At 68.3% G+C, this 19,345-nt stretch carries 19 protein-coding genes and 2 pseudogenes; 8 read left to right on the top strand and 13 right to left on the bottom strand.

The annotated features are described in order from the left end of the window. Nucleotides 1-190: 190 nt before the first annotated feature. Nucleotides 191-931, bottom strand: a complete 741-nt coding sequence (locus tag ACI2L3_RS29365; protein ID WP_404755393.1) for a class I SAM-dependent methyltransferase — start codon at nucleotides 929-931, stop codon at nucleotides 191-193. Between the two features lie 601 nt (nucleotides 932-1,532). After that, nucleotides 1,533-3,002, bottom strand: coding sequence for a DHA2 family efflux MFS transporter permease subunit (locus ACI2L3_RS29360; RefSeq protein WP_404755392.1), 1,470 nt, complete (start codon nucleotides 3,000-3,002; stop codon nucleotides 1,533-1,535). A 160-nt stretch (nucleotides 3,003-3,162) separates the two neighbouring features. Between ACI2L3_RS29360 and ACI2L3_RS29355 the strand changes: the two genes are divergently transcribed. Both ACI2L3_RS29355 and ACI2L3_RS29350 read left to right on the top strand, forming a co-directional pair. After that, nucleotides 3,163-3,729 carry a TetR/AcrR family transcriptional regulator gene (locus ACI2L3_RS29355; RefSeq protein ID WP_404755391.1) on the top strand — a complete coding sequence of 189 codons (567 nt, stop codon included), beginning with the start codon at nucleotides 3,163-3,165 and terminating at the stop codon, nucleotides 3,727-3,729. Nucleotides 3,730-4,294: 565 nt separating this feature from the next. Continuing rightward, on the top strand, nucleotides 4,295-4,840 hold the full coding sequence (locus ACI2L3_RS29350; RefSeq protein WP_404755390.1) for a hypothetical protein: 546 nt from the start codon (nucleotides 4,295-4,297) through the stop codon (nucleotides 4,838-4,840). A 76-nt stretch (nucleotides 4,841-4,916) separates the two neighbouring features. On the opposite strand, the gene ACI2L3_RS29345 is transcribed toward ACI2L3_RS29350, so the two are convergent. The 4 genes and pseudogenes from ACI2L3_RS29345 to ACI2L3_RS29330 form a co-directional block, all read right to left on the bottom strand. Then, nucleotides 4,917-5,591 (bottom strand): LysE family translocator, encoded by a 675-nt coding sequence (locus tag ACI2L3_RS29345; RefSeq protein ID WP_404755389.1) that lies wholly within the window; start codon nucleotides 5,589-5,591, stop codon nucleotides 4,917-4,919. A 200-nt stretch (nucleotides 5,592-5,791) separates the two neighbouring features. Further along, nucleotides 5,792-6,120 (bottom strand): annotated as a pseudogene (locus ACI2L3_RS29340) (aminotransferase class III-fold pyridoxal phosphate-dependent enzyme); the annotation flags it as partial. Between the two features lie 145 nt (nucleotides 6,121-6,265). After that, complete coding sequence (locus ACI2L3_RS29335; protein ID WP_404755388.1) at nucleotides 6,266-6,736, bottom strand: hypothetical protein; 471 nt, start codon at nucleotides 6,734-6,736, stop codon at nucleotides 6,266-6,268. Between the two features lie 561 nt (nucleotides 6,737-7,297). Further along, nucleotides 7,298-7,633 carry an ArsR/SmtB family transcription factor gene (locus ACI2L3_RS29330; RefSeq protein ID WP_404755387.1) on the bottom strand — a complete coding sequence of 112 codons (336 nt, stop codon included), beginning with the start codon at nucleotides 7,631-7,633 and terminating at the stop codon, nucleotides 7,298-7,300. Between the two features lie 170 nt (nucleotides 7,634-7,803). On the opposite strand from ACI2L3_RS29330, the gene ACI2L3_RS29325 reads away from it, so the two are divergent. Further along, nucleotides 7,804-8,946 (top strand): FAD-dependent monooxygenase, encoded by a 1,143-nt coding sequence (locus ACI2L3_RS29325; RefSeq protein ID WP_404755386.1) that lies wholly within the window; start codon nucleotides 7,804-7,806, stop codon nucleotides 8,944-8,946. A gap of 531 nt (nucleotides 8,947-9,477) precedes the next feature. Here the strand turns inward: ACI2L3_RS29325 and ACI2L3_RS29320 are convergent. The 3 genes from ACI2L3_RS29320 to ACI2L3_RS29310 form a co-directional block, all read right to left on the bottom strand. Continuing rightward, nucleotides 9,478-9,873 carry a hypothetical protein gene (locus tag ACI2L3_RS29320; RefSeq protein ID WP_404755385.1) on the bottom strand — a complete coding sequence of 132 codons (396 nt, stop codon included), beginning with the start codon at nucleotides 9,871-9,873 and terminating at the stop codon, nucleotides 9,478-9,480. A 113-nt stretch (nucleotides 9,874-9,986) separates the two neighbouring features. After that, complete coding sequence (locus ACI2L3_RS29315) at nucleotides 9,987-10,262, bottom strand: hypothetical protein (protein ID WP_404755384.1); 276 nt, start codon at nucleotides 10,260-10,262, stop codon at nucleotides 9,987-9,989. Between the two features lie 45 nt (nucleotides 10,263-10,307). Further along, nucleotides 10,308-10,583, bottom strand: a complete 276-nt coding sequence (locus ACI2L3_RS29310) for a hypothetical protein (RefSeq protein WP_404755383.1) — start codon at nucleotides 10,581-10,583, stop codon at nucleotides 10,308-10,310. A 131-nt stretch (nucleotides 10,584-10,714) separates the two neighbouring features. Here ACI2L3_RS29310 and ACI2L3_RS29305 point away from each other — a divergent pair, with 131 nt between their 5' ends. The 3 genes from ACI2L3_RS29305 to ACI2L3_RS29295 all read left to right on the top strand — a co-directional run bounded on the left by ACI2L3_RS29305 (nucleotide 10,715) and on the right by ACI2L3_RS29295 (nucleotide 12,180). Then, on the top strand, nucleotides 10,715-11,380 hold the full coding sequence (locus ACI2L3_RS29305) for a hypothetical protein (protein ID WP_404755382.1): 666 nt from the start codon (nucleotides 10,715-10,717) through the stop codon (nucleotides 11,378-11,380). A gap of 303 nt (nucleotides 11,381-11,683) precedes the next feature. Next, complete coding sequence (locus ACI2L3_RS29300; RefSeq protein WP_404755381.1) at nucleotides 11,684-11,899, top strand: hypothetical protein; 216 nt, start codon at nucleotides 11,684-11,686, stop codon at nucleotides 11,897-11,899. Nucleotides 11,900-12,009: 110 nt separating this feature from the next. Next, nucleotides 12,010-12,180: a hypothetical protein gene (locus ACI2L3_RS29295; RefSeq protein WP_404755380.1), complete on the top strand. Its 171-nt coding sequence runs from the start codon at nucleotides 12,010-12,012 to the stop codon at nucleotides 12,178-12,180. Between the two features lie 718 nt (nucleotides 12,181-12,898). Here ACI2L3_RS29295 and ACI2L3_RS29290 read toward each other — a convergent pair. The 4 genes and pseudogenes from ACI2L3_RS29290 to ACI2L3_RS29275 form a co-directional block, all read right to left on the bottom strand. Then, the gene (locus ACI2L3_RS29290) at nucleotides 12,899-13,312 is read right to left on the bottom strand and encodes a type II toxin-antitoxin system PemK/MazF family toxin (RefSeq protein ID WP_404755379.1); all 414 of its coding nucleotides are present in this window, start codon (nucleotides 13,310-13,312) and stop codon (nucleotides 12,899-12,901) included. A gap of 198 nt (nucleotides 13,313-13,510) precedes the next feature. Continuing rightward, the gene (locus ACI2L3_RS29285; protein ID WP_404755378.1) at nucleotides 13,511-14,548 is read right to left on the bottom strand and encodes an NADP-dependent oxidoreductase; all 1,038 of its coding nucleotides are present in this window, start codon (nucleotides 14,546-14,548) and stop codon (nucleotides 13,511-13,513) included. A gap of 203 nt (nucleotides 14,549-14,751) precedes the next feature. Next, complete coding sequence (locus ACI2L3_RS29280; protein WP_404755377.1) at nucleotides 14,752-15,648, bottom strand: RNA polymerase sigma-70 factor; 897 nt, start codon at nucleotides 15,646-15,648, stop codon at nucleotides 14,752-14,754. Nucleotides 15,649-15,714: 66 nt separating this feature from the next. Next, nucleotides 15,715-16,912: pseudogene (locus tag ACI2L3_RS29275) on the bottom strand (NAD(P)/FAD-dependent oxidoreductase). 799 nt (nucleotides 16,913-17,711) lie between these two features. Here ACI2L3_RS29275 and ACI2L3_RS29270 point away from each other — a divergent pair. Beyond that, the gene (locus ACI2L3_RS29270; RefSeq protein ID WP_404755376.1) at nucleotides 17,712-18,527 is read left to right on the top strand and encodes an IS5 family transposase; all 816 of its coding nucleotides are present in this window, start codon (nucleotides 17,712-17,714) and stop codon (nucleotides 18,525-18,527) included. A 25-nt stretch (nucleotides 18,528-18,552) separates the two neighbouring features. Further along, nucleotides 18,553-19,104, top strand: a complete 552-nt coding sequence (locus ACI2L3_RS29265; protein WP_404755375.1) for a class I SAM-dependent methyltransferase — start codon at nucleotides 18,553-18,555, stop codon at nucleotides 19,102-19,104. Nucleotides 19,105-19,345: the final 241 nt, after the last annotated feature.

Genomic DNA, 19,345 nt, shown 5'->3' with positions numbered 1-19,345 from the left:
CAAATAGATCCCCCCACCCCTGTCAATACAAAACCGCATAGCTGGTTTCTACCCAGCCCCCACCACCCCACCACCACAACCCAACCCACACCCACACCACAACCAGAACACCCAGAGCCGCTTCTCATCGGCGACCTCGACGAGGGCCCGTCCAGTGAGGGGATGCCTTCACGTCTAGGCGCGGCGGAACTTACGGTTTGTGAGTTACCCAGAGCAGTTCCGCCGGCCAGCGGTGTGCCCAGTCGGGTGGGTCGGTTTCGTTGTAGCCGTTGGGCGTCCCGGGTTCGGGCCGCGGCTCGATGAGGTCGTCGATGATGAGACCCGCGCCGCACAGGACCTTGACCCAGTCGCCGTAGGTGAGCTGATAGCTGGTCGCACCGTCGCCTTCGGCGATGGCGTTCAGCCCGAAGTAGTCCCGCTGCAGCGTTGTGGTCACGCGGTCGGCGGCTTCGTCGTAGCAGGCTTCGAACCACGGGCTGGCGACGTTGAACACCAGGCGCCCGCCTCGGCCCAAGACACGTGCGGCCTGCGGGACGGCCAGGTGCGGGGACGCCCAGCTGAGCCCACCGAAGTCGCAGAACACCAGGTCGAAACTGTCGGCAGCGAAGGGAAGTTGTTCGGCGGCGCCATGCACCAGCGAATAGCGGGCCGCCCCCATCGCACCGGCCGCTGCGGCGAGTTGGGCTTCGGACAGATCGAGCCCAACTACCACGGCGCCCTCGGCGGCAAGCGCCCTGGACCACTGGCCGGCACCGCAGCCGAGTTCGAGGACGCGCTTGCCGGCGACATCGCCCAGGGCGCGCAGGTGCGCGTCGGGAATGGAATACATGCCCCACAGCCGGGGTGCTGCGCCAATTTGCGGGTCGTGCTCGTTCTGGTAGGCACTGCTTATCTTGTTCCAGAGCCGCCGGTTGGCGGGGATGCTGTCCACGTGCCGACTCCAGCACTGCCCGCCGGGGCCGGTCAACACGATTAGGGCTCTGGCCACCCCTCGCCTCACCCAGGCCCTGACCCTGCCCAGCCCATGATCCACCGGATAAGCCCTAGCCCCATGCAGAAACTTCGAGAACGAACGCGCAGCGGACCTGGTAGCCCTCCCCGCACCCAGCACCCCGCACCCAGCACTCAGCACCCAGCGCTCAGCACCCAGCAGTTAGCACTCAGCACTCAGCACTCAGCACTCAGCACAGAATGAGACGACGCTCCCTAACTAGTCCTGGGCTTACCAACAGCGCCCGGACCCCATATAAACCGCCTGTCCGGTTTGAGGACGCTCGCCACCTGCGCCCTTACACCCGACCACCGCAACAGAACCCATAGCCCGCCCTAACCACCGCCCAGGCCAACACCAACGCCCCATCCCCACCAACCACACCGCACACGGGACGCCTCTGCCGAGCGGGCAAAGCAGCAATCGTCTGGCCTTGCGCCAAAGACGCAGGGCGTCGCGCCATCCCGTTGCGCGCCGGGAGGGTGCCCCCTGAAGGAGCCTCCCTCGGGACCCTCCCGCCCGGCCGAGACGCTCGCGGTCATCAACGGCTGTTCGCGGGCGCCTCCTTCGAGGCGGTGACCGCCTCAAGGCCGGTGGAACGCCGCGCCGCCGCAGCGCCTTCCGCCCGCTTGGACCCCGCCAGCCACAAACCGGTGAACACGGCAGCGGCCAACGTGATGGCACCGGCCGCTACGAACGCGCTGTTGAGGCCCGACTCGAAGGAGGCGCCGTCGGCTTGCCGGGTGCGGACGATGGCCCCCAGTACCGCCACGCCGAGCACCGCGCCGATTTGCCGGGTGGTGCTGCTGATACCTGACGCAAGGCCGCCCTCCTGCGGGCTCACCGCTTGGATGGCGGCCCCCGTCAGTGGGGACATGGTCAGGCCGAAGCCGATGCCGACGAGTCCCAGCCGCCACCACACGTTCCCGTAGCCGGTGTCGGCGTGCACCATGCCCAGCGCCAGCAGTCCCAGGCCGGCCAGGGCCAAGCCGACGGTAACCACGATCCGGAAGCCGTACCGCGCGGCGAGCCGGCCCGCGTACGGACTGACGATCACCATGGCAAGGGACAGCGGCAGGGTCTGCACACCGGCGCGCAGGATCGAGCTGCCCTGGACGTACACGAAGAACTGGGAGAAGAAGAACGACGAACCCATGAGCGCGAACCCCACCACGACCATCGCCGTGTTGGACACCGTGAACAGCCGCTGCCGGAACAACCGCAGCGGCAGCATCGGAGCGGAACGACGCGCTTCGACGGCGATGAAGGCGGCGAGGAGGATCATCGCGGCGGTGAAACTGCCCAGGATCACCGGCGACGTCCAGCCGCGGGCACCCCCCTCGATCAACCCGTAGGTCAGCGTCCCCACCCCCAGAACGGACAGCACCGTCCCCGGGATGTCGATCGCGGGGGCGCTCGGATTGCGAGTCTCTTCAAGGGTGCGCAGACCGACCAGCAGAAGAACCACGCCGATGGGCAGATTGACCAGGAAGATGGCCGGCCAGCCGAAGGCATCTGTCAGCACGCCGCCGGCCACGGGGCCTGCGGCCAGACCGATTCCACTGAATCCGGCCCACAGCCCGATCGCCTTGATTCGTTCTTGCGGCACGGGATGGGCGGCGGCGAGCAGGGCCAGTGAGGCAGGGCTCAGCGCCGCGGCCCCGATGCCCTGCAGCACCCGGCCGGCGACCAGCCAGCCGACCGAGGGCGCGAGGCTGCACAGCACCGACGCGACGGTGAACACCACCACGCCGGTCAGGTACACGCGCTTGCGGCCGAACCGGTCGGCGAAGATGCCGCCGGACAGCAGCAGCATGGCAACCAGCAGTACGTATGCATCGACGATCCATTGCAGGCCGGTCAACTGAGTGTGCAGCCGTTGCTGCATATCGGGCAGCGCCGCTCCAACAATCGTGTTGTCGAGCAGGACCATGAACTGGCCTAGGCAGGTCACCGTGAGCAGCACGGCCCGGTTTGATCGACCGCCTACGGCCACATGCGATGCAGCCATGGGGATTCCTCTCAATCGTTCAATCGTTGGTTGCGCCCGGCCCAGGTCGCCGCGGGTGGCGCGATGCACCTGAGCGCTTTAAAGCAGTCTGCGACTGCATTAAGCGACCATAGGGACGGCCGCCCATAAACGCAAGTCTCACCTGCGTTAAGGTGGGAGCATGAACGAGCGACAACGAGCCCGGCGGCCCGGCGGGCGTAGCGCCCGCGTCGGCGCGGAGGTGCACCAGGCCGTCACCGACCTGATCAGCGAGCGCGGTTACGGCAACTTCACCGTCGGCGATGTCGCGGCCCGTGCGGGCGTAGCCGACAGCAGCATCTACCGCCGGTGGGGCAACCTGGAAACCCTGCTCACCGACGTGGCGCTCACTCGCCTCAACGCGCAGTCGCCGATGCCCGACACCGGGAGCCTCGCCGGCGACCTGCGCACTTACGCTGCCAACGTGGCCCGCGAGATCACCGGGCCCGACGGCCCAGCGGTGCTGCACCTGGCCGTCGCCCTGTCCAGCAACGGTCACCAGGGCCTGAAGGCGGGTGCCGACCTTCGCGCCGAACGCATGCGGCAGCTGCAGTCCATGCTCGACCGCGCCCGCGAACGTGGCGAGGACGCACCCGACGCGTTCGACGTGCTGGACCACATCCTGGCCCCGATGTATATCCGCGTCCTGTTCGGCATGGGCCCGCTCACCCCGGACTACATCGACGGACTGGTCGACCGCTTGCTGTGATGGACCACTTCGCTACTCGCGTCTGGCATACCGAACGGCATAGGGAGAAGGCCTCGAGTCCCGCGGCAGGTGTCCCACTGAGAGAGACCAGGGTCGCGGTAGCGGGGCTGGGGCCAGCATCCGAAAGGCGAGTTAATCGTCACTCACCGCGACCCGCAGGTGGCGTTGGGGCCATAGGTGGCATCGGTCACCGCCATCGGTGGCGTCATACCCCAGCCGGCGAGGGTTGGGTGACCTCGGGCGGGATGAGGGTCTCAGCCCGGCGGTCTCCGTCGGAGGGCCCCTCGGACAGGAACGCTCGCCGCTTCGTGCTGATCCTGTGCTCCGTGACGGGAGTCCAGGATCAGCACGACAACTGTGCTCACATTTCCGGAGAAAGCCAGAACACTTCCTCTCCTTCACCGCCATCGCCGTGCCCCTCATAGGCCACCGCAGACTGTCCAACTGAGATGACCTGTAAGTGCCCGCGTATCGTTGGCCGGTTCTGCATCGTCAGGCAGGAGCGGGCTTCCGTAGGCTCGGCAAGGCAGGACTCGCCTGTTTCACGAGGAGCCAGGGGGTTGGCGTGTTGTACGCATTCGCCTTTGAGCGGGTCGGCGTCGTGGTGAGCGACCTCTACTTCCTGAACCCGAACCCGCTCCACGGACAGGAGTCCCCCGAGTGCGGTGTACGGCTGGAACTACGAGTCTTCGAAAGCGGCGAGTTGCCCAGCTCCATCTACTCTGCGCGCCCCATCACGATCAGTCGCCCGCTCTGGCGGGTGGACCTCCTTCAGGATGCGGGGGCCGCTCCGAACACCTTTGATCGGACGCACCACCACCCCAACATCGTTGGTTGGGAACCCGGCCCGCGGACTTTCGACGAAGAGCTGTCGGACGAGCCGCTGGCATGGCTGGCTGAGAGGTTCACCAACATCTCCAGCATGCTGGACGAAGCCGGCATCTCTCCGGACGAGATCTCTGCGGCGGATGCAGACAGCCTGCGCACAGCAACGCCTGAAATCCTGGGCTGCGTTCGCCGGATGCTGGAGCGGGTATGGGCTGGCGAACTCGGCCAACCGAACGATATGGATTCAGGGACGGTGACCAGCATGAGGGCCGGTTGGCTCTAGGCGCCGGACCCACTCGGCACAGTCACATGACCAGCCGACCAAACCTAACGGTCCGGATCGGTTCTCGAACACCCTGTCAGGCCGCAGCGGCGATACCGATGCCGATGCCGATGAACAGCCAGCCGGTCGTCAACTCCCAGCGGTGGCGGACTTTCGGGCGGGCGAGCAATGCCCGTAGCCGCGCGGCGACGGCGACAAGGGCGAACCAGTAGGCGACACCGATGACGATGTCCAGGGTGCCGAGGAAGAAGATCTGCCGAGTGGCTGAGCCGCCACCGTTGACGAATTGCGGCAGGATACTGAGGAAGAACAGTGCAGCCTTGGGGTTGAGCACATTGGTGAGGAAGCCCTGGGTGAAGCCGGACCTCCACCTGCCGTGGGCCGACCCTTCCTTCTGAGGGGTTCGTGAATCATTGCCGCCGGCCAGGCCACCGACCGCCTCCCTTCCGGCGGCCCGCTCGTGTGCGGCTCGTCGCGCGGCCAACACGGCCCGGACGCCCAGGTACACGAGGTACGCCGCGCCCAGCAGCTTGATGGCGTCATAGACCATCGGGGAGCGGGCGGCGATCACCGAGAGCCCGACCGCGGCGGCGAGCATGTGCACGCACAGGCCGGTCTGGGCGCCCAGTCCGGCGGCCCGGCCCTTGGCGGGATGGTCGGCGGCCGCTCTCACCACTACGAGGAAGTCCGGGCCGGGTACCACATAGGCCACCATGACTACGCCGAGGAAGCCGATGAGGTCGACCGACATGCGTTCTCCCTTTCGTTGGCCCCGCGGCCGGTTCTTCGCCGACCCCAAGGCCGGTCCGCCGCGCGAGGGTCGTTCATCCGAGTTCATCCAAGAGGTGGGATGCTCGGGCGCACTCAGGCCGCGACGGCCCGCCTGCCGACCGTCGAGGCGACGTACTCCTCGAGTATTCCCAGGCCCAATTCGAGTTGCTCGTCCGTGTACCCACGGAAGGTGCCGTCGTGCTCGCCGGACTTCCACACGTCGCACTTGGGACGCATCAGCATGAGATCCATGGGCATCCCGTACCCGCTGATGGACTTGGACAGGCAGACGATGTCGGGGACGATTCCGGCCGGTTCGAAGGAGAAGAACGGTCCCGTGCGACCGCAGCCCATCTGAATGTGGTCCACCACCAGCAGAGTGCCACGCTCCCGGGCCCAGGAGTCCGGCGCGCTCAGCCAGGCCAGGATGTCGAGGTTGACCCGCCCTCGCCCTGCACGGTCTCCACCACTACGGCAGCGGGGAGCCCGTCCCCGGCGGCGTCGGCCAGTGAGTGGACGAGCCGGGCCACCGCCTGCTCGTCGTCGTCCGCAGGATTGGTTCTTCGAGGCGGCGAAGGCCCGTGGGTTCACCGTGGGTTCAGGGAAAGAAACCGAAGTCTGTTCAGCGGGAACTCGCGGCTCGGTTCGATTGCGTCAGCTGGGCGAATCCGTGGGTTCGGCGGGAACCGTGGGGTGGGCTGTGAGGCGGCGGGCTTCGGCGGTGACCTCGGCATCGACCTGGTCCACGGTTCTGTCGCCGTATTCGAGGATGTCGTATTCGTCGTCGAGTTCAGCGAGGCGCGCGGTCAGGGGCAGCTCATGTCCGTAACGCTGATGAATCCGGAGGGTGAACTCCCGAGGCGTGAGCTCTCCGGCGAGCATGCGGCGTGCGAGGGCTCGGGCGACGGCTTCCTGACCGGCCTCACTGCCGACCGGATAGAGGGCGAGGCCGAGTTCGTCGAGTGCTGCGGGTAGCAGGTCGTGGACGTCGTAGTCCGCCTCGGCGCACGTGCAGGCGGCGAGCATTCGAAGGCCGGGGGTGTCGAGTCCGGCAACGAGCGCGTCACAGGCGGCATTCACCACGTCGGCAGCATTCACCACGTCGCTCGCGCGGATTTCCCCCATGCTTTAGAGAGCGGCATGGTCCTGTAGAGCGATTGCTGCTGCTTCGGTCGACGTCACTCGTCCATGATTTCCTGCACGGTGCGTCCAGGTCGAGCAGTGCCTGCCGTCCGGCGGCCAGCCGGCGCCATCGTGTTTCTTGCGCAAGACATCGTGTCCCTTGCGCAAGACGACGTGCGGTCAACTCACGGGCGAGGAAGCGCAGAGCGGAGGTGGAAAGATCCACCCCGGCTGGGTAGACAAGCATACGGAAAGCTCCTGGCAGGATGGCTTGTACTCGACACGTACCCGTCTACCAGGAGCTTCTCTACGCCCAGACCCCGCCCTTACCCCCAGTGGCCCTGCTCCGCACGCAGGTTGAGGACACCTCGGTGGGTGTTGGCATGAGGGAGCGCGCGCGGAAGTGCTCGGCGCCGATCACGAGCGCGGGACGGTGGTCGGAGCGACACCGATCCATTCGTGTCCGCATCGTGCTCGGCTACCTGCGAGCCGGGCGCGAGCTGGATCCGGTCAAGCTTGCGGCTCAGGGCCGACTCGGACTCCTTCCGGTGTGCTCAGCTGTGTTCAGCGAGGAGCAGTACCGCCCGGGGACTCTGCGCCCAGGAGCGTGAGCAGCCCGGGGAATCTCTTCTCGATGTCCGCGCGTCGTAGTCGGATGCCCTTGCGGTTGCCGTAGTTGATCTCGTCAATGAGACCTGCCTCGCGCAGGACCCGGAAGTGGTGGGTCTGGGTCTGCTTCGAGATCGGAAGATCGAACGAGTTGCAGCCCCGCTCGCTGTCGCTGCGGTCGGCGGCCAACTCCATCATCACCGAACGACGGTGCTCGTCGGCGAGGGCGCGGAACACCGCACCCAGATCGAGCGCATCGGCCTCCGGGCCGACCAGGTTCCTCCCGGCCACGCCGCACCTCCTTCAAGTACGACTTGCATCGTACCTGAAGGACGTGCTCCACTGAGGTACGAAAATTTTCGTACCTTGGTCCGGTTGTGCTGCCCGTGCCGCCGCCCCCTGAGACCAGGACCGGCACTCGCCGGGGACCTGGTCATCGACACTCCGAGAGGTCATTCGTCATGAAGAAGCCCGAGGTGCTGATAGTCGGTGCCGGAATCGCAGGGCCCGCACTCGCCTACTGGCTCTCCCGGAATGGATACCGGCCGACGGTCGTCGAACATGCCCGGCAGCTGCGCTCCGGTGGTAGCGCGATCGTCGTGAAGGGGCCTGCGGTCCCGGTCGCCGAGCGCATGGGCATCCTCCCGCAGCTCCGCGAGCTCGCCACCCGCAATCGGTCGCTGACCCTGCTCGACCCCGGCGGCAGGCGGATCCTGCAACTCCCGCTCACCTCGGACAAGGCGCCGACGGTCGAGGTGACCCGAGCCGACCTGTCCGAGGTGCTCCACCAGTCGGCGCAGACCGAGACCGAGTTCTTGTTCGACGACACGGTCACCGCTCTCGACCAGGACGAAGGCGGGGTGGACGTCACCTTCCGGCGGTCCGCGCCACGGCGCTTCGACTTGGTAGTCGGTGCCGACGGGATGCACTCCACCGTACGGCGCCTGGTGTTCGGACCCGAGCGGCAGTTCGCGAGCGACCTGGGCCTGTACGGCGCGACCGTCCCGCTGGAACCCGACGCCATCGAGGACCCGACCGAGATGACGATGCTGACCGTGCCGAACCGGATGCTGGTCCTCCACCCTTCGCGGACCACTCCGCTCGCGATCTTCACCTTCCGGGCCGCACAGCCGGCGCCCCACGACCGCAAGAACATCGCCCTTCACAAGCAGACCGTGGCCGACGCCTACGCCGACGTGCGGTGGCGGGCACCGGAACTCGTGGCGGCGTTCCTCGACCACCCGGCTCCGTTCTTCGACCCCCTGACCACCGTCCGGGTGCCCTCGTGGTCCCGTGGACGGGTCGTACTGCTCGGGGACGCGGCGGCGGCGACAGCCCTGCTGGGTGACGGGTCCAGCATGGCGATGGCGGGCGCGTACGCCCTCGCAGAAGAGCTCGCCGCCCATCCCGGTGATCACGCCCGCGCCTTCGCCGCCTACGAGTCGCGGCTCCGCGGTGAGGTAGGCCCGCGGCAGCGTCGTGTCGGTCTGCTCTCCAGGCTCATGGTGCCCCGCACCCGGCCGGGCCTCGCGGTGCGCAACGCGGTGGGCCGCGCGGTCGGTCGCACGAACCGGATCGCCTCTCGCGAAGCCGCGAACCGGTAGACCGGGCCCGCACCGACCACTCACCGGTCGGTGCGCAGCTCCGCGGCAGCTCTCAGCCGTGTCGGCGCCGCCATGCCCGACGAGCCCGGCGTGGCAGGCCATCGCCGATGCGGCAGGTCGGCTGCTGGCGGCCTCACCCACCGTTCCGGGCGCTCGCCACGACACGGGTGCTGCCAGTGACTCTCTCTCTCCCCCCCCCGCGACGCGGAGGTGAAGTGCTGGCCGGAGAAGGTGTATCGAGGCGCCGGCGGCACCACCCGGGCGCCCGTCCGCGGGCGGCATCTCAAGCTGCGGCGACGTCGGCACAACAGCAGCCAGGCCGGAATCCGTTGCCTCGGCGACCAAGCCATGGCAGCCCTGAAGGGCTGGCGCCTCCCGCGGAAACTCCGCTGTAGCACCACCCGAGCCACTGCCATCGTGAAGACCATCCCCGCCCTTCGTCACGCCTCAACCTGAGGTTGGAAAGGGCTCACTAACGCCTGTGCTCAATACGTCAGTTGAGCGCCCCCAAGGGAGTTGTTGTCACCATTGTCACCGGAAGCGGGTATACAGCTCCAGGCGGCTTGTACGGCCCGGCGCTAATTCAGATGACGGGTGAAGACAGGCGTCGCGGCGTAGCCGGCGAACTGCGGGACGCCCGTGTGCGTCACCGATCTCGGGCATCAGCCCGGCCGATGTCCCGTGGATGGGCCTGATCGGTTGGTGGTCCAGCCGTTCGAGCACCAGGAACGCCGCGGCCTCGGCGAGCAGGAATCCCCGTCGGCCCGCCGAATGCCGGGGCAGGACATCCCAGCCCCGTCGGCTGCGGCGGAAAAGGTGTGACGATTCCGGTGCTGGCTGACGATTCTGGTACTGGCTGACGATTCCGGTGCTGGCTGCTGTGACGGTGAGGGCGAGCGTGGTCAGGGGCGGCCTGGATGAGGTCATGGTCTGCACCTGCCGGTGCACGTCACCTACGCCCTCACCGGCGGCCGGCGCCGGGCCGGCGCGGACGCGCCCATGCTGCAGCTGCTGGGCCCCTGCGCCGGGCAGTGTCACCATCAGAATGGAACGGCCAGGCCGGCCTCGCGCAATCGAAACAGTGCCACGCCCATACACTCGGCGACCGAGGCCCCGTCGGCCCTCATCCCACCGTCCAGCGGCCCACCTGAAGCGGCGAATGTCCACGCAGGCTGACCGTCACGCATGCGCTCCGCGTCGACCCGGATCATGGCACCGACTCCCTGCTCGCCAAGCCACTCCAGGATGGACAGCGTCACGTCCTCGACGCCGCTGTCCAGGTCCACCTCGAGCCGCCGCCCCATCCCCTTGGTCATGACCACAACCCTATTCAGCATCTGATCGGCTCGCGTCACGCACCCTCAAGGCGGCTCAGACCGGCGCTCGCGCGGGAGGTCGGCGAGGGCGGCGTGGGCGGTGACCCGGTAGAGCTTGCAGTTGGTCGGGCCGAAGCGAGTCCACAGTTCGTCGCCGTCGAAGCCTAGCCGGTCGGCGTGTTCGTCGGCCTTGTCGCCGGGCACCGTGCGGGCGAGTGCGGTGGGGCTGTGGTCGTCGGCTCCGGCCGCGGTGGCCTGCGCCAGCGCGGCCTTCGCCGTACAGGCGCTGGGCCCACAGCGGCCTGCGCGGTCATCCCGCACGCCGGTCAGCGTCTGCCCGGTCAGCCCGTCTCCCGAGATTGAATGACCCGACTGGGAACCTGCGAGGCTCGGGCGGTGTACCAGAGATGACGCGGTACGGACGGCCCGTGCGGGCGTCATCTGGGGGAAGTATGCGATCGGTTCGACGGCTCGCGAAGCTGCTCGCGGTCCTTGTGCCGGCATGGGCAACAATGCTCGGCATCGGACTGTGGACGGCGGAGCCCGCTGCGGCGAAGGGTCCGCAGAGCGTGGTACTGATCTCGGCGGCGACGGACAGGACGGTGGTCCTCACAGAAGACGACCCGGAGGTGCACACCCTGGCCCAACTGCTGCCACCGTACCGGGAGGATGCCGTCGAACCCTCGCCACCGCGGGTGGAGGCAGGGACGCGGCCGGACACCGGCCGACAGATAACGGTGCTGCGGCGGGGCGGGAACGACACGGTCTTCTCCGTGGACTCGGTACTACCCGCCTACGACGGTGGCCGGGCCTGGGTGCGCAAGGAAGACAACCTCCTGGGCGGCCGATTCCGCGACAACTGGTATCGGGCAGACCCGGCCTTGCTGCCATTGCTGGACCGGCTGGGCCTGTACGACGGGGCGGCCCAGCCCCGCCCCGCCGCCACCCACGCCGACGCGACACCGGCACCCGAGCGGAGTTTGGCCACGCACTGGCGGTGGCCCGCGGCCACACTCACCGCTGGCCTGTTGCTAGGGGCAGCGGCAATTCCCAGCCTCCGCCGCCTACGAGGCCGGCATCGGCCACCGAACGCAGACGAAACCGGGCAGGCGACGTGACCCACCGCTTTGCCTCAGGAGTGGCAGCGACCCGGCGTCTCTTGCGGCCGCAGGCTCGCTCTACAGCGGGATCGGCCTCTGCCTGGCACCCGAGCGGCGGCCAGGGGGCTGCATGTTGAGCGCAGCCGCAGTTACTGCACAGCGGCGCCGTTCGCTTTCAAGTAGTCACCTGGCGGTTCCTCATGACCATGCGCGTGACCCAAGGTGGACGCCGCACCACCTGCCGAAGAGCCCCGCCACAAGCTTGCGGGGACGGCAAGCGCGGCGGCGTGCGTCCCACGCCGCAGCCGTTCAGTCGGCGTCATGGCCACCAGCACGCCCGTTGTGATCTATCCACCCAACAAGGAGGGCAGTCGGCGCGTCCGGATCGACGGAACAGTCTCCGGCTGCGCCTTCTCCGTGCAGGACGTGGCCGCGTTCATGCAGGATGCCGGGCTCCAGGACTACGACGAGATGGACGTCGTACGCTCGCCGCTGAGCGAGTGGCAGGGCAGCGGGCCGGACGTCTGGACGATGTGACCGACGGGAGCAGCCAGCCGCGCGCCCCGGTGAGCGGTGCGGTGGCGGGGCGGGAACCCGTGTGCGATGTTCGCTGGGGGGCCGGATCCCAAGTACGAGGAGTGACGGTCATGGCCAAGAACAAGGATCGGGACCGTAATCAGAAGGCTGCCGCCCAGGCGGAGCGCGGCCAGGAGCAGGCCCAGCAGTCTGCCATGGAGGCCCAGGCCAAATCCGCGGCAGAGACAAACCCGGGTGACGTTGCCCGAAAGCACCGGGAGCGGCGGTTCGGGCACAACTGAACGCGGGCGCAGTCCGGAGGACTGGACGACGTGACCGACCAGAACAGTCCGCCACGCACGTCTCCGTGAACGGCCGGACGGTGGCGAGGTGGAGTACCCCGTCGCTGTCGCACTCGCCGAGAACACCGCCCGCCTGCCCCAGGGCGAGGGCTGGTAGTACGAGCCCAAGTTCGCCTGGCGACCGCACCGTGCTGTGGCGTCGAGATACCGTCCGTATACAGACCCGCTCCGGCCGGGACGCCACCGAGCACTGGCTCGACCTCGCCACCGCCGCCATGAACCTCCCCGCCGACACCGTCCTCGACCGCGAGGCCGTCATCCGACGCGAGGGCGCGAGGGCCGCATCGACTGCGGTGCGGTCCGCTCGCGCGCCTCGGCCCGCGGCCGCCGCCCGGCCGACCTGCTCCACCGCAACCCCGCCGCCTTCGACTGCCTCACGCTCGTCGGCCAGCACCTGCGCGCCCGGCTGTACATCGAGCGGCGGGCGGGGCCCTTCTCGACGTCCTCGGAGGAGTACAGCCGCCGCTCCAGGCCGTTCTCCCGACCGACGACCACGGCACCGCGCTCGTGTGGTTCGACCAGCTGCCCGCGCAGGGTTATTTACGCACAACTGTCGTGTCGTGACGTTCTACTCCAGTGAGGGTTGGGAGTCCTGGGGGCTATCGGGGATGGCGGCGCAGCTTTCAGGCTCATGCTGGTACGACACCAACGGCCTGCCTTACGGTCGTTCCCCCGGTCCGCCGAGATGCAGGGCATCCCTCATCTCGCTGAGCTTAGCGGTCGTCGCCGAGGTCCACTCCTTCTCCTGTTCTGAGAGTCGGAGGGCATCCTCGATCTCGCTGAGCTTCGCGGAGGACAGGGCGCCCGCGCACTCGATCAGGTCGTCTCGGGACACGGTGGTCAGCCACGTACAAGGGGTAAAGCCCGGACGGCGGAACGCGAACCGCAGCACGCCTTCGAAGGGCAGACCTTCCACGACTCCCACTGCCACTTCGATGCCCAGACCGCTGATGTCGGTGCCCGCCGGAGCGACGACCTGCATCACCCGGATCCCGGACGCGTCATCGCCCGACAGCAGTACGACCAGCCGCCGCTCGTCGAACTCGGCCCACCAGACTTCGCCACGACGCACATGTCCTCCTGACACAGGACCGGCAGGCGGACTCCGCGCGCCGCTGCCGCGCTGTGGGACGGGTACGGCCGCCGTTGATCATCGGTGTGTGAACACTGAAAATTATGCAGTCGACCATGCCGAAACTGGCCACCCGCATGATCACCCAGTTCCTGGACGCCGGCCACCACACACTGGGCCGGTGCCGGTGTCGCTCGGTCAGGGGGTCAGGACGGTCTTGCCTGCCAGCTCTCCGGCGGCCGCCGGGGAGCGGACCGCGGCGGTCTGATCACCACGCAGCCGCTCGGCCAGGTCTCCGCCTTCGGCCTGGGCGGCCAGCTCGGCGATCTGGGCAAACCGGCCGGCGGCGCGGGCGTGGACCGTGGCCAGGTCGGCCAGTGGCAGCCGCTGGGCCACTTCGATCGCCAGATTTCCGGCGTCGACGCGGGCGACCAGCTCGGCGAGCTGGGTGACGTCACCTCGCACGAACACGTGCACCGTGCGCACCCCGCGCCGGGCATCCCGCGGGCCGGGAGTGGTGACGCTGACGAAGGCTCCGCCGTCGGCGACCAGATCCACCAGCTGCGCGTTCTCCTCGGGACCGGCGGGAGCCAGCTGCAGCACCACGTCGAAGTGCTGGCCGGCCAGCGCCCGCGCGACGGCGGTCACGGCGTAGTCAACGATCCGGTCCGCGCCGTAGCGGCGGACACGGTCGCGGCTGCGCGCACCGGCGGTCGCGGTCACGCCCGCACCGGCCTGCACGGCGAGCTGGACGGCGTACCCGCCCACCGCGCTGCCCGCGCCGTTGATCAGGATGCTCTGCCCGGACTTGAGGCCGGCGTGTTCGAACAGGGCCTGCCATGCCGTCAGCCCGACGAGAGGCAGGGCCGCGGCGTCGGCAAGGTCGACGGTGCGGGGAGCGGCGGCCAACGCTTCGGCGGAAACCGCGACGTATTCGGCGGCCGCGCCGGGCACGTCCACCGGCAGAAGCGCGACCACCGCGTCCCCCACACTCCAGTTGGACACGCCCTCGCCGACCTCGGCGATGACTCCGGCCAGGTCGAGGCCGGGAATGTGCGGGAAGGCCAGTGGGAGCAGGTCCTGTCGCAATCCCGAGCGGAGGCCGGAGTCCGCGTCGTTGTACGAGGTGCCGGCCACCCGCACCACTACTTGGCCCGCACCTGGCACCGGCCGGTCCGCCTCCTCGTAGACGAGGACGTCGCTGCCACCGTAGGAGTGGTAACGCACTGCCTTCATGTTTTCTCCTCTTCGCTTGCTTGCGTGGCCCATCGGGTATCTCCCTGGCGGGTCAGCTGGTGAAAGACTCGTGGCCGAAGCGGCCCCACACCACGAAGGCGTCCAGGACGGGGTGGGCCAGGTCGCCGCGATCGCTGTTTCAGACGGCGCAGGCGCGTGATGACCGTGACGGCCCCGGCTCTGACGTTGGGGACCGTTGGTGTTCAGCGCAGGGTGAGCGGGGTCGCGGAGGTGAGGCGGGACAACTTCTCCGGGTTGCGGACGTAGTAGAGGCCGGTGATGCGGGCGTCCTGGACGCGGATCGCCATGACGCCGTCGATCTCACCGTCCAGGTGGACCAGGAGTGCCGGGTTGCCGTTGACCACGGTCGGTTCGGCGGTGAGCCGGTCTTCGAACTTGCCGATGCCGCCGGCGAACATACGGGCCACCTGCTCAACGCCCGTGACCGGACGCAGCGCGGCGTGCTTGATGCCGCCGCCGTCGCTCATCAGGACGACATCAGGGGCGAGCACCTCAAGGAGGGCCTGCGGGTCCGCGGTTTCGACCGCGCGGTGAAACGACTCCAGGACCGCCCGGCCCTCATTCGAGGAGACCACCCGGCGGGGGCGGCGGGCGTCGATGTGCCGACGGGCGCGGTGGGCGATCTGGCGGACGGCCGCAGGGCTCTTGTCGACGGCCTCGGCGATCTCGTCGTACCCGATGTCGAAGACCTCGCGCAGCACGAAGACGGCGCGCTCGGTCGGCGACAGCGTCTCGAGGACGAGCATGAGCGCCATCGAGACGCTCTCGGCGAGCTCGACGTTCTCGGCCACATCAGGCGTGGTGAGCAACGGCTCGGGCAGCCAGGAGCCGACGTACGCCTCCCGGCGGCGCTTCACGGTACGGAGCCGGTTGAGCGCCTGACGAGTGGTGATCCGGACGAGGAAGGCGCGCTGGTCGCGTACCGACCCCTGATCGGCCTTGACCCATTGCAGCCAGGTCTCCTGGAGGACGTCCTCGGCGTCGGCGGCCGATCCAAGCATCTCGTAGGCGACGGTGAAGAGCAGATTGCGGTGGGCGATGAACGCCTCGGTCGCCGGGTCGGTGGACTGATCGCTCATGTCTCGGCCCTGGCGGCCGACCGTGTTCGCATGCGTCCACAGCTGGATCCTCACAGCAGGCACCAGTCAGGCTGCCCGGTCGGCGGCCGGTGCCTCGGCGCGGTGGGCGCCCAGCATCTGCCGACGCTTCGCGACACCGCCGCCATGCGGTGCAGCCTGAATGAACCAGGCTCGTGCGCCTTGCCGACCAGGTCCTTGGGGATGCCCTTGCAGAACACTGCCTTGATCCTGGCATCCAGGCCGTCGTCCAAGTGCAGCCACACCGCGACGTCTGACCTGTTGGTGAACTGGTAAATGCCCGCGCTCCGACCCAGGTTGATGCACTGTGCGTACATCGACTGGTGGAGGTTCTCCGACTCCTCACCAGCGAGTCGGCTGAGCACGGTATCGGCGGCCCGAGGCCCAGCGGCTCCGCGTTCAGGCAGCTCTTTCGCAGCGGCAGGCCGGAGGGTGCCGCCGAGTTTCCGGCCGCGAGGATGCGCGCGTCGTCCACGCTCGTCAGCGTCTCGTCCGTGAGCAGGCGCCCCACGGCGTCGGTGCTCAGCCCGCTGCGGACGGCCAGGTCGGGAACGCCGGAGCCGACGGTCCACACGGTGACGTCGCTCGGCAGCTCACGGCCGTCGGCGAGCCACACGGCGTCCCATGTCACCGCCGTGACCTTCGCGTCGGAGCCGTCGACGACCGTCACACCGAGCTTGGCCAGCCGCTTCGCGACCGAGCGCCGGCCCCGGCTGTGCAGGTACGGGGCGAGAACGCCGCCGCAGACCAGCGTCACCGCACAGTCGGCATCCGCGAGCTCGGCGGCGCTCTCAATGCCGGTCGGACTGGCGCCGACCACCGTCACCGGGGCTGTCGCGGGTGTGGCGTCGAGGACCGCACGCAGTCGCCGCTCCTCCTCCAGGGCGGCGATCGAGTACGCGAACTCAGCGGCCCCGAGCACGCCCGGCTCCGCGCTGCCACTGCCCACGGCGTAGATCAAGTAGTGGTGGTCGAGCGTGCCGCCGGCCGCCAGAGCCACGCTGCCCGTAGCCGCGTCGATGCGCGTCGCGGTGTCAACCTTCAGCCGGACGTGCTCGGCCAGGACGTCCTGGTAAGCGACGACCGCGTCGTCGGACCCGCCCACCAGCTGGTGCAGGCGGACCCCGTGGACAAGGTCCGAGCGCGGGTTGCTCAGCGTCACGGCCACGTCGGCGCGCTGCGTCAGCCGATTCGCGGCCATCACACCCGCGTACCCACCACCGATCACCTGCGTCTCCCCAGTCATGGTGCCTCCTCCGATTCCAGGTGCTCGGCCATAAGTCACCGCGACATCGGCCGCTGTGACAGGACGTGAGACGGATCACTTCACTGGGCTCGGCAAGCGTCCTCGACCTCGGCTCCGGAGGCGGCATCGACCTTCTCCGCCAGACGCGTCGGCCCCCAACGGCAAGACGTACGGCCTCGACGTGACCGAGGAAATGCTCGCCCTCGCGCTCGCCAAGCAGCGGAAGGCGAACGGACCGCTCACCACCCGGCAACCAGTCACGTGTTACGCCCGAACACCCTTGCAGAAACTGGCAGGTCACCCTGTCGGAGCATCGAGCGGGCCCCACCCCCGAGCCATCACCGGGCAGGCCCGCCCCGAGCGTTTTCACGCCACAAGACACCTCAAGAGCATCATCGGCGCGGTTATGCGGTTCCGGCATCGCCGACAGACAGGGCGTTCTCTTACGCGAGTAGGAAGCAGGTCCTCCGGCTGCCCGTACACGGGCAAGAGGCCTCCTCTTTCAACTCGGCACCGGGAGCCGGACGTTGCTGGGCCGTCTCGCTGAATCTGGGGCACTCCGCGTGAGGGCATCAGCGAGACCGGAACCACTAGTCGAAGTGGTCTATGAGCAAGGGAAGGGACAGCGTTACGGTCATGGGCCATGGCCGAAGCGACCTACCTCCACGCCACTCGGACGGCCTACGACACCGTTGCCGTGAACTACGAGAAGCTTCTGCGCGACGAGCTAGACACTAACTGGCTCTAACAAAAGCTGCTGATCATGAGACGGTCGGTCCTTTTCCTCGTAGGTCTGGGTATGGGAAACCGTCAGTCGCGGCCGTGGATCGTGTCGGGTGAACTGTGGTCGCTGATCGAGCCGTTGCTGCCGACGCCGGGGCCGAAGAAGGTCGAGGGCAGACCGCGGGTGCCGGACCGGCAGGCGCTGTGCGGGATCCTCTTCGTCCTGCACACCGGCATCCAGTGGGAGTACCTGCCCCAGGAACTCGGCTTCGGCTCGGGCATGACCTGCTGGCGGCGCCTGGCAGCCTGGAGCGAGGCCGGTGTGTGGGACCAGCTGCACGCGTTGCTGCTGGAGAAGCTGCGGTCCAAGAACCAGCTGGACTGGGAGCGGGCGGTGATCGACTCCTCGCACATGCGGGCCGCCCGACGGGGCCCAAAAGCGGGCCCAGCCCGGTCGACCGCGCACGGCCGGGCAGCAAGCACCACCTCATCGTCGACGGCCAGGGCATCCCGCTCGCGGTCGCTGACCGGCACAAACCGCAACGACGTCACCCAACTCGAGCCGCTGCTCGACAAGATTCCCGCCGTCGCGGGCCAAGTCGGCAGACCCCGCCGACGCCCCGACGCCCTGCTGGCCGACCGCGGCTACGACCACGACAAGTACCGCCGTCTGCTCTGGCAGCAAGGCATCCGCCCCGTGATCGCGAAGCGAGGCGAGCCACACGGCACTGGCCTGGGCGTCTTCCGCTACGTCGTCGAGCGCACGATCGCCTGGCTCCACGGCTTCCGCCGCCTGCGCATCCGCTGGGAACGACGCGACGACATCCACGAAGCATTCCTTGGCCTCGCCGTCTGCCTGATCACCCATCGCCACGTCCGACGCCTTTGTTAGGGCCTCTAAGCCGTTGGACCGGGCCATGCTGGCCCCGTTCTCCGAGCTCGTGCAGGCACCGGACACCGGGCCTGTCGCCGACCTCGGCTGCGGCCCCGGCCGCATCACGGCCCACCTCCACTCACTTGGAGTGAACACATTCGGCATCGACCTCTCCCCCGAGATGATCGCAGTGGCCCGCCAGACCCATCCGCACCTTCGGTTTGAAGAGGGATCGATGACTGCTCTAGACCTGGCGGACGGGGCACTCGGCGGCGCCGTCGCCTGGTACTCAACCGTCCACACCCCGCCGGAGCTCCTGCCCACCGTGTTCGCGGAATGCCACCGGGTGTTGGCTCCAGGTGGCCACGTAATCCTGGCATGCAAGGCCGGAAACCAGCGTCGGCATCTGCACAAGGGATACGGCCACGAGCTGTCGCTCGACGTCTATTGGATGTCGCCTGATCACATGGCCTACCTGATGAGCAAAGCCGACCTCGTCGTGGACGCTCAGTTGATCCGCGAACCTGACGAGAGCGAGAGACCTCGGTCAGGCCAGCAAGCCTTCTTCCTCGCCCACAAGCCCAACGCATCGTGACCAGCTGCTCCAGGTTGAGCGAGATAGACGAACACTTGGCGTCTCGCTCAACCAGAGGCACCCCAAGTCAAAGCGCCGCACTGCCTCACCTTCAGCGAGGCCGGACAGTCGCCCGAGGCGTGGGCCAGGCCACCTCCCCGCGTCATCCCTTGTTGACGCCCCTTGTCCGTTCTCAGTAGATGTGGCGAGTCCCAGTGCTTCTGGCAAACGACCTGGCGGAGTCCCTGAGAAGCTGGCCGGC

The sequence above is a fragment of the Streptomyces sp. NPDC029674 genome (assembly GCF_044903205.1).
Classification (GTDB): Bacteria; Actinomycetota; Actinomycetes; order Streptomycetales; family Streptomycetaceae; genus Streptomyces.
This window is presented reverse-complemented; position numbering and strand designations above follow the sequence as displayed.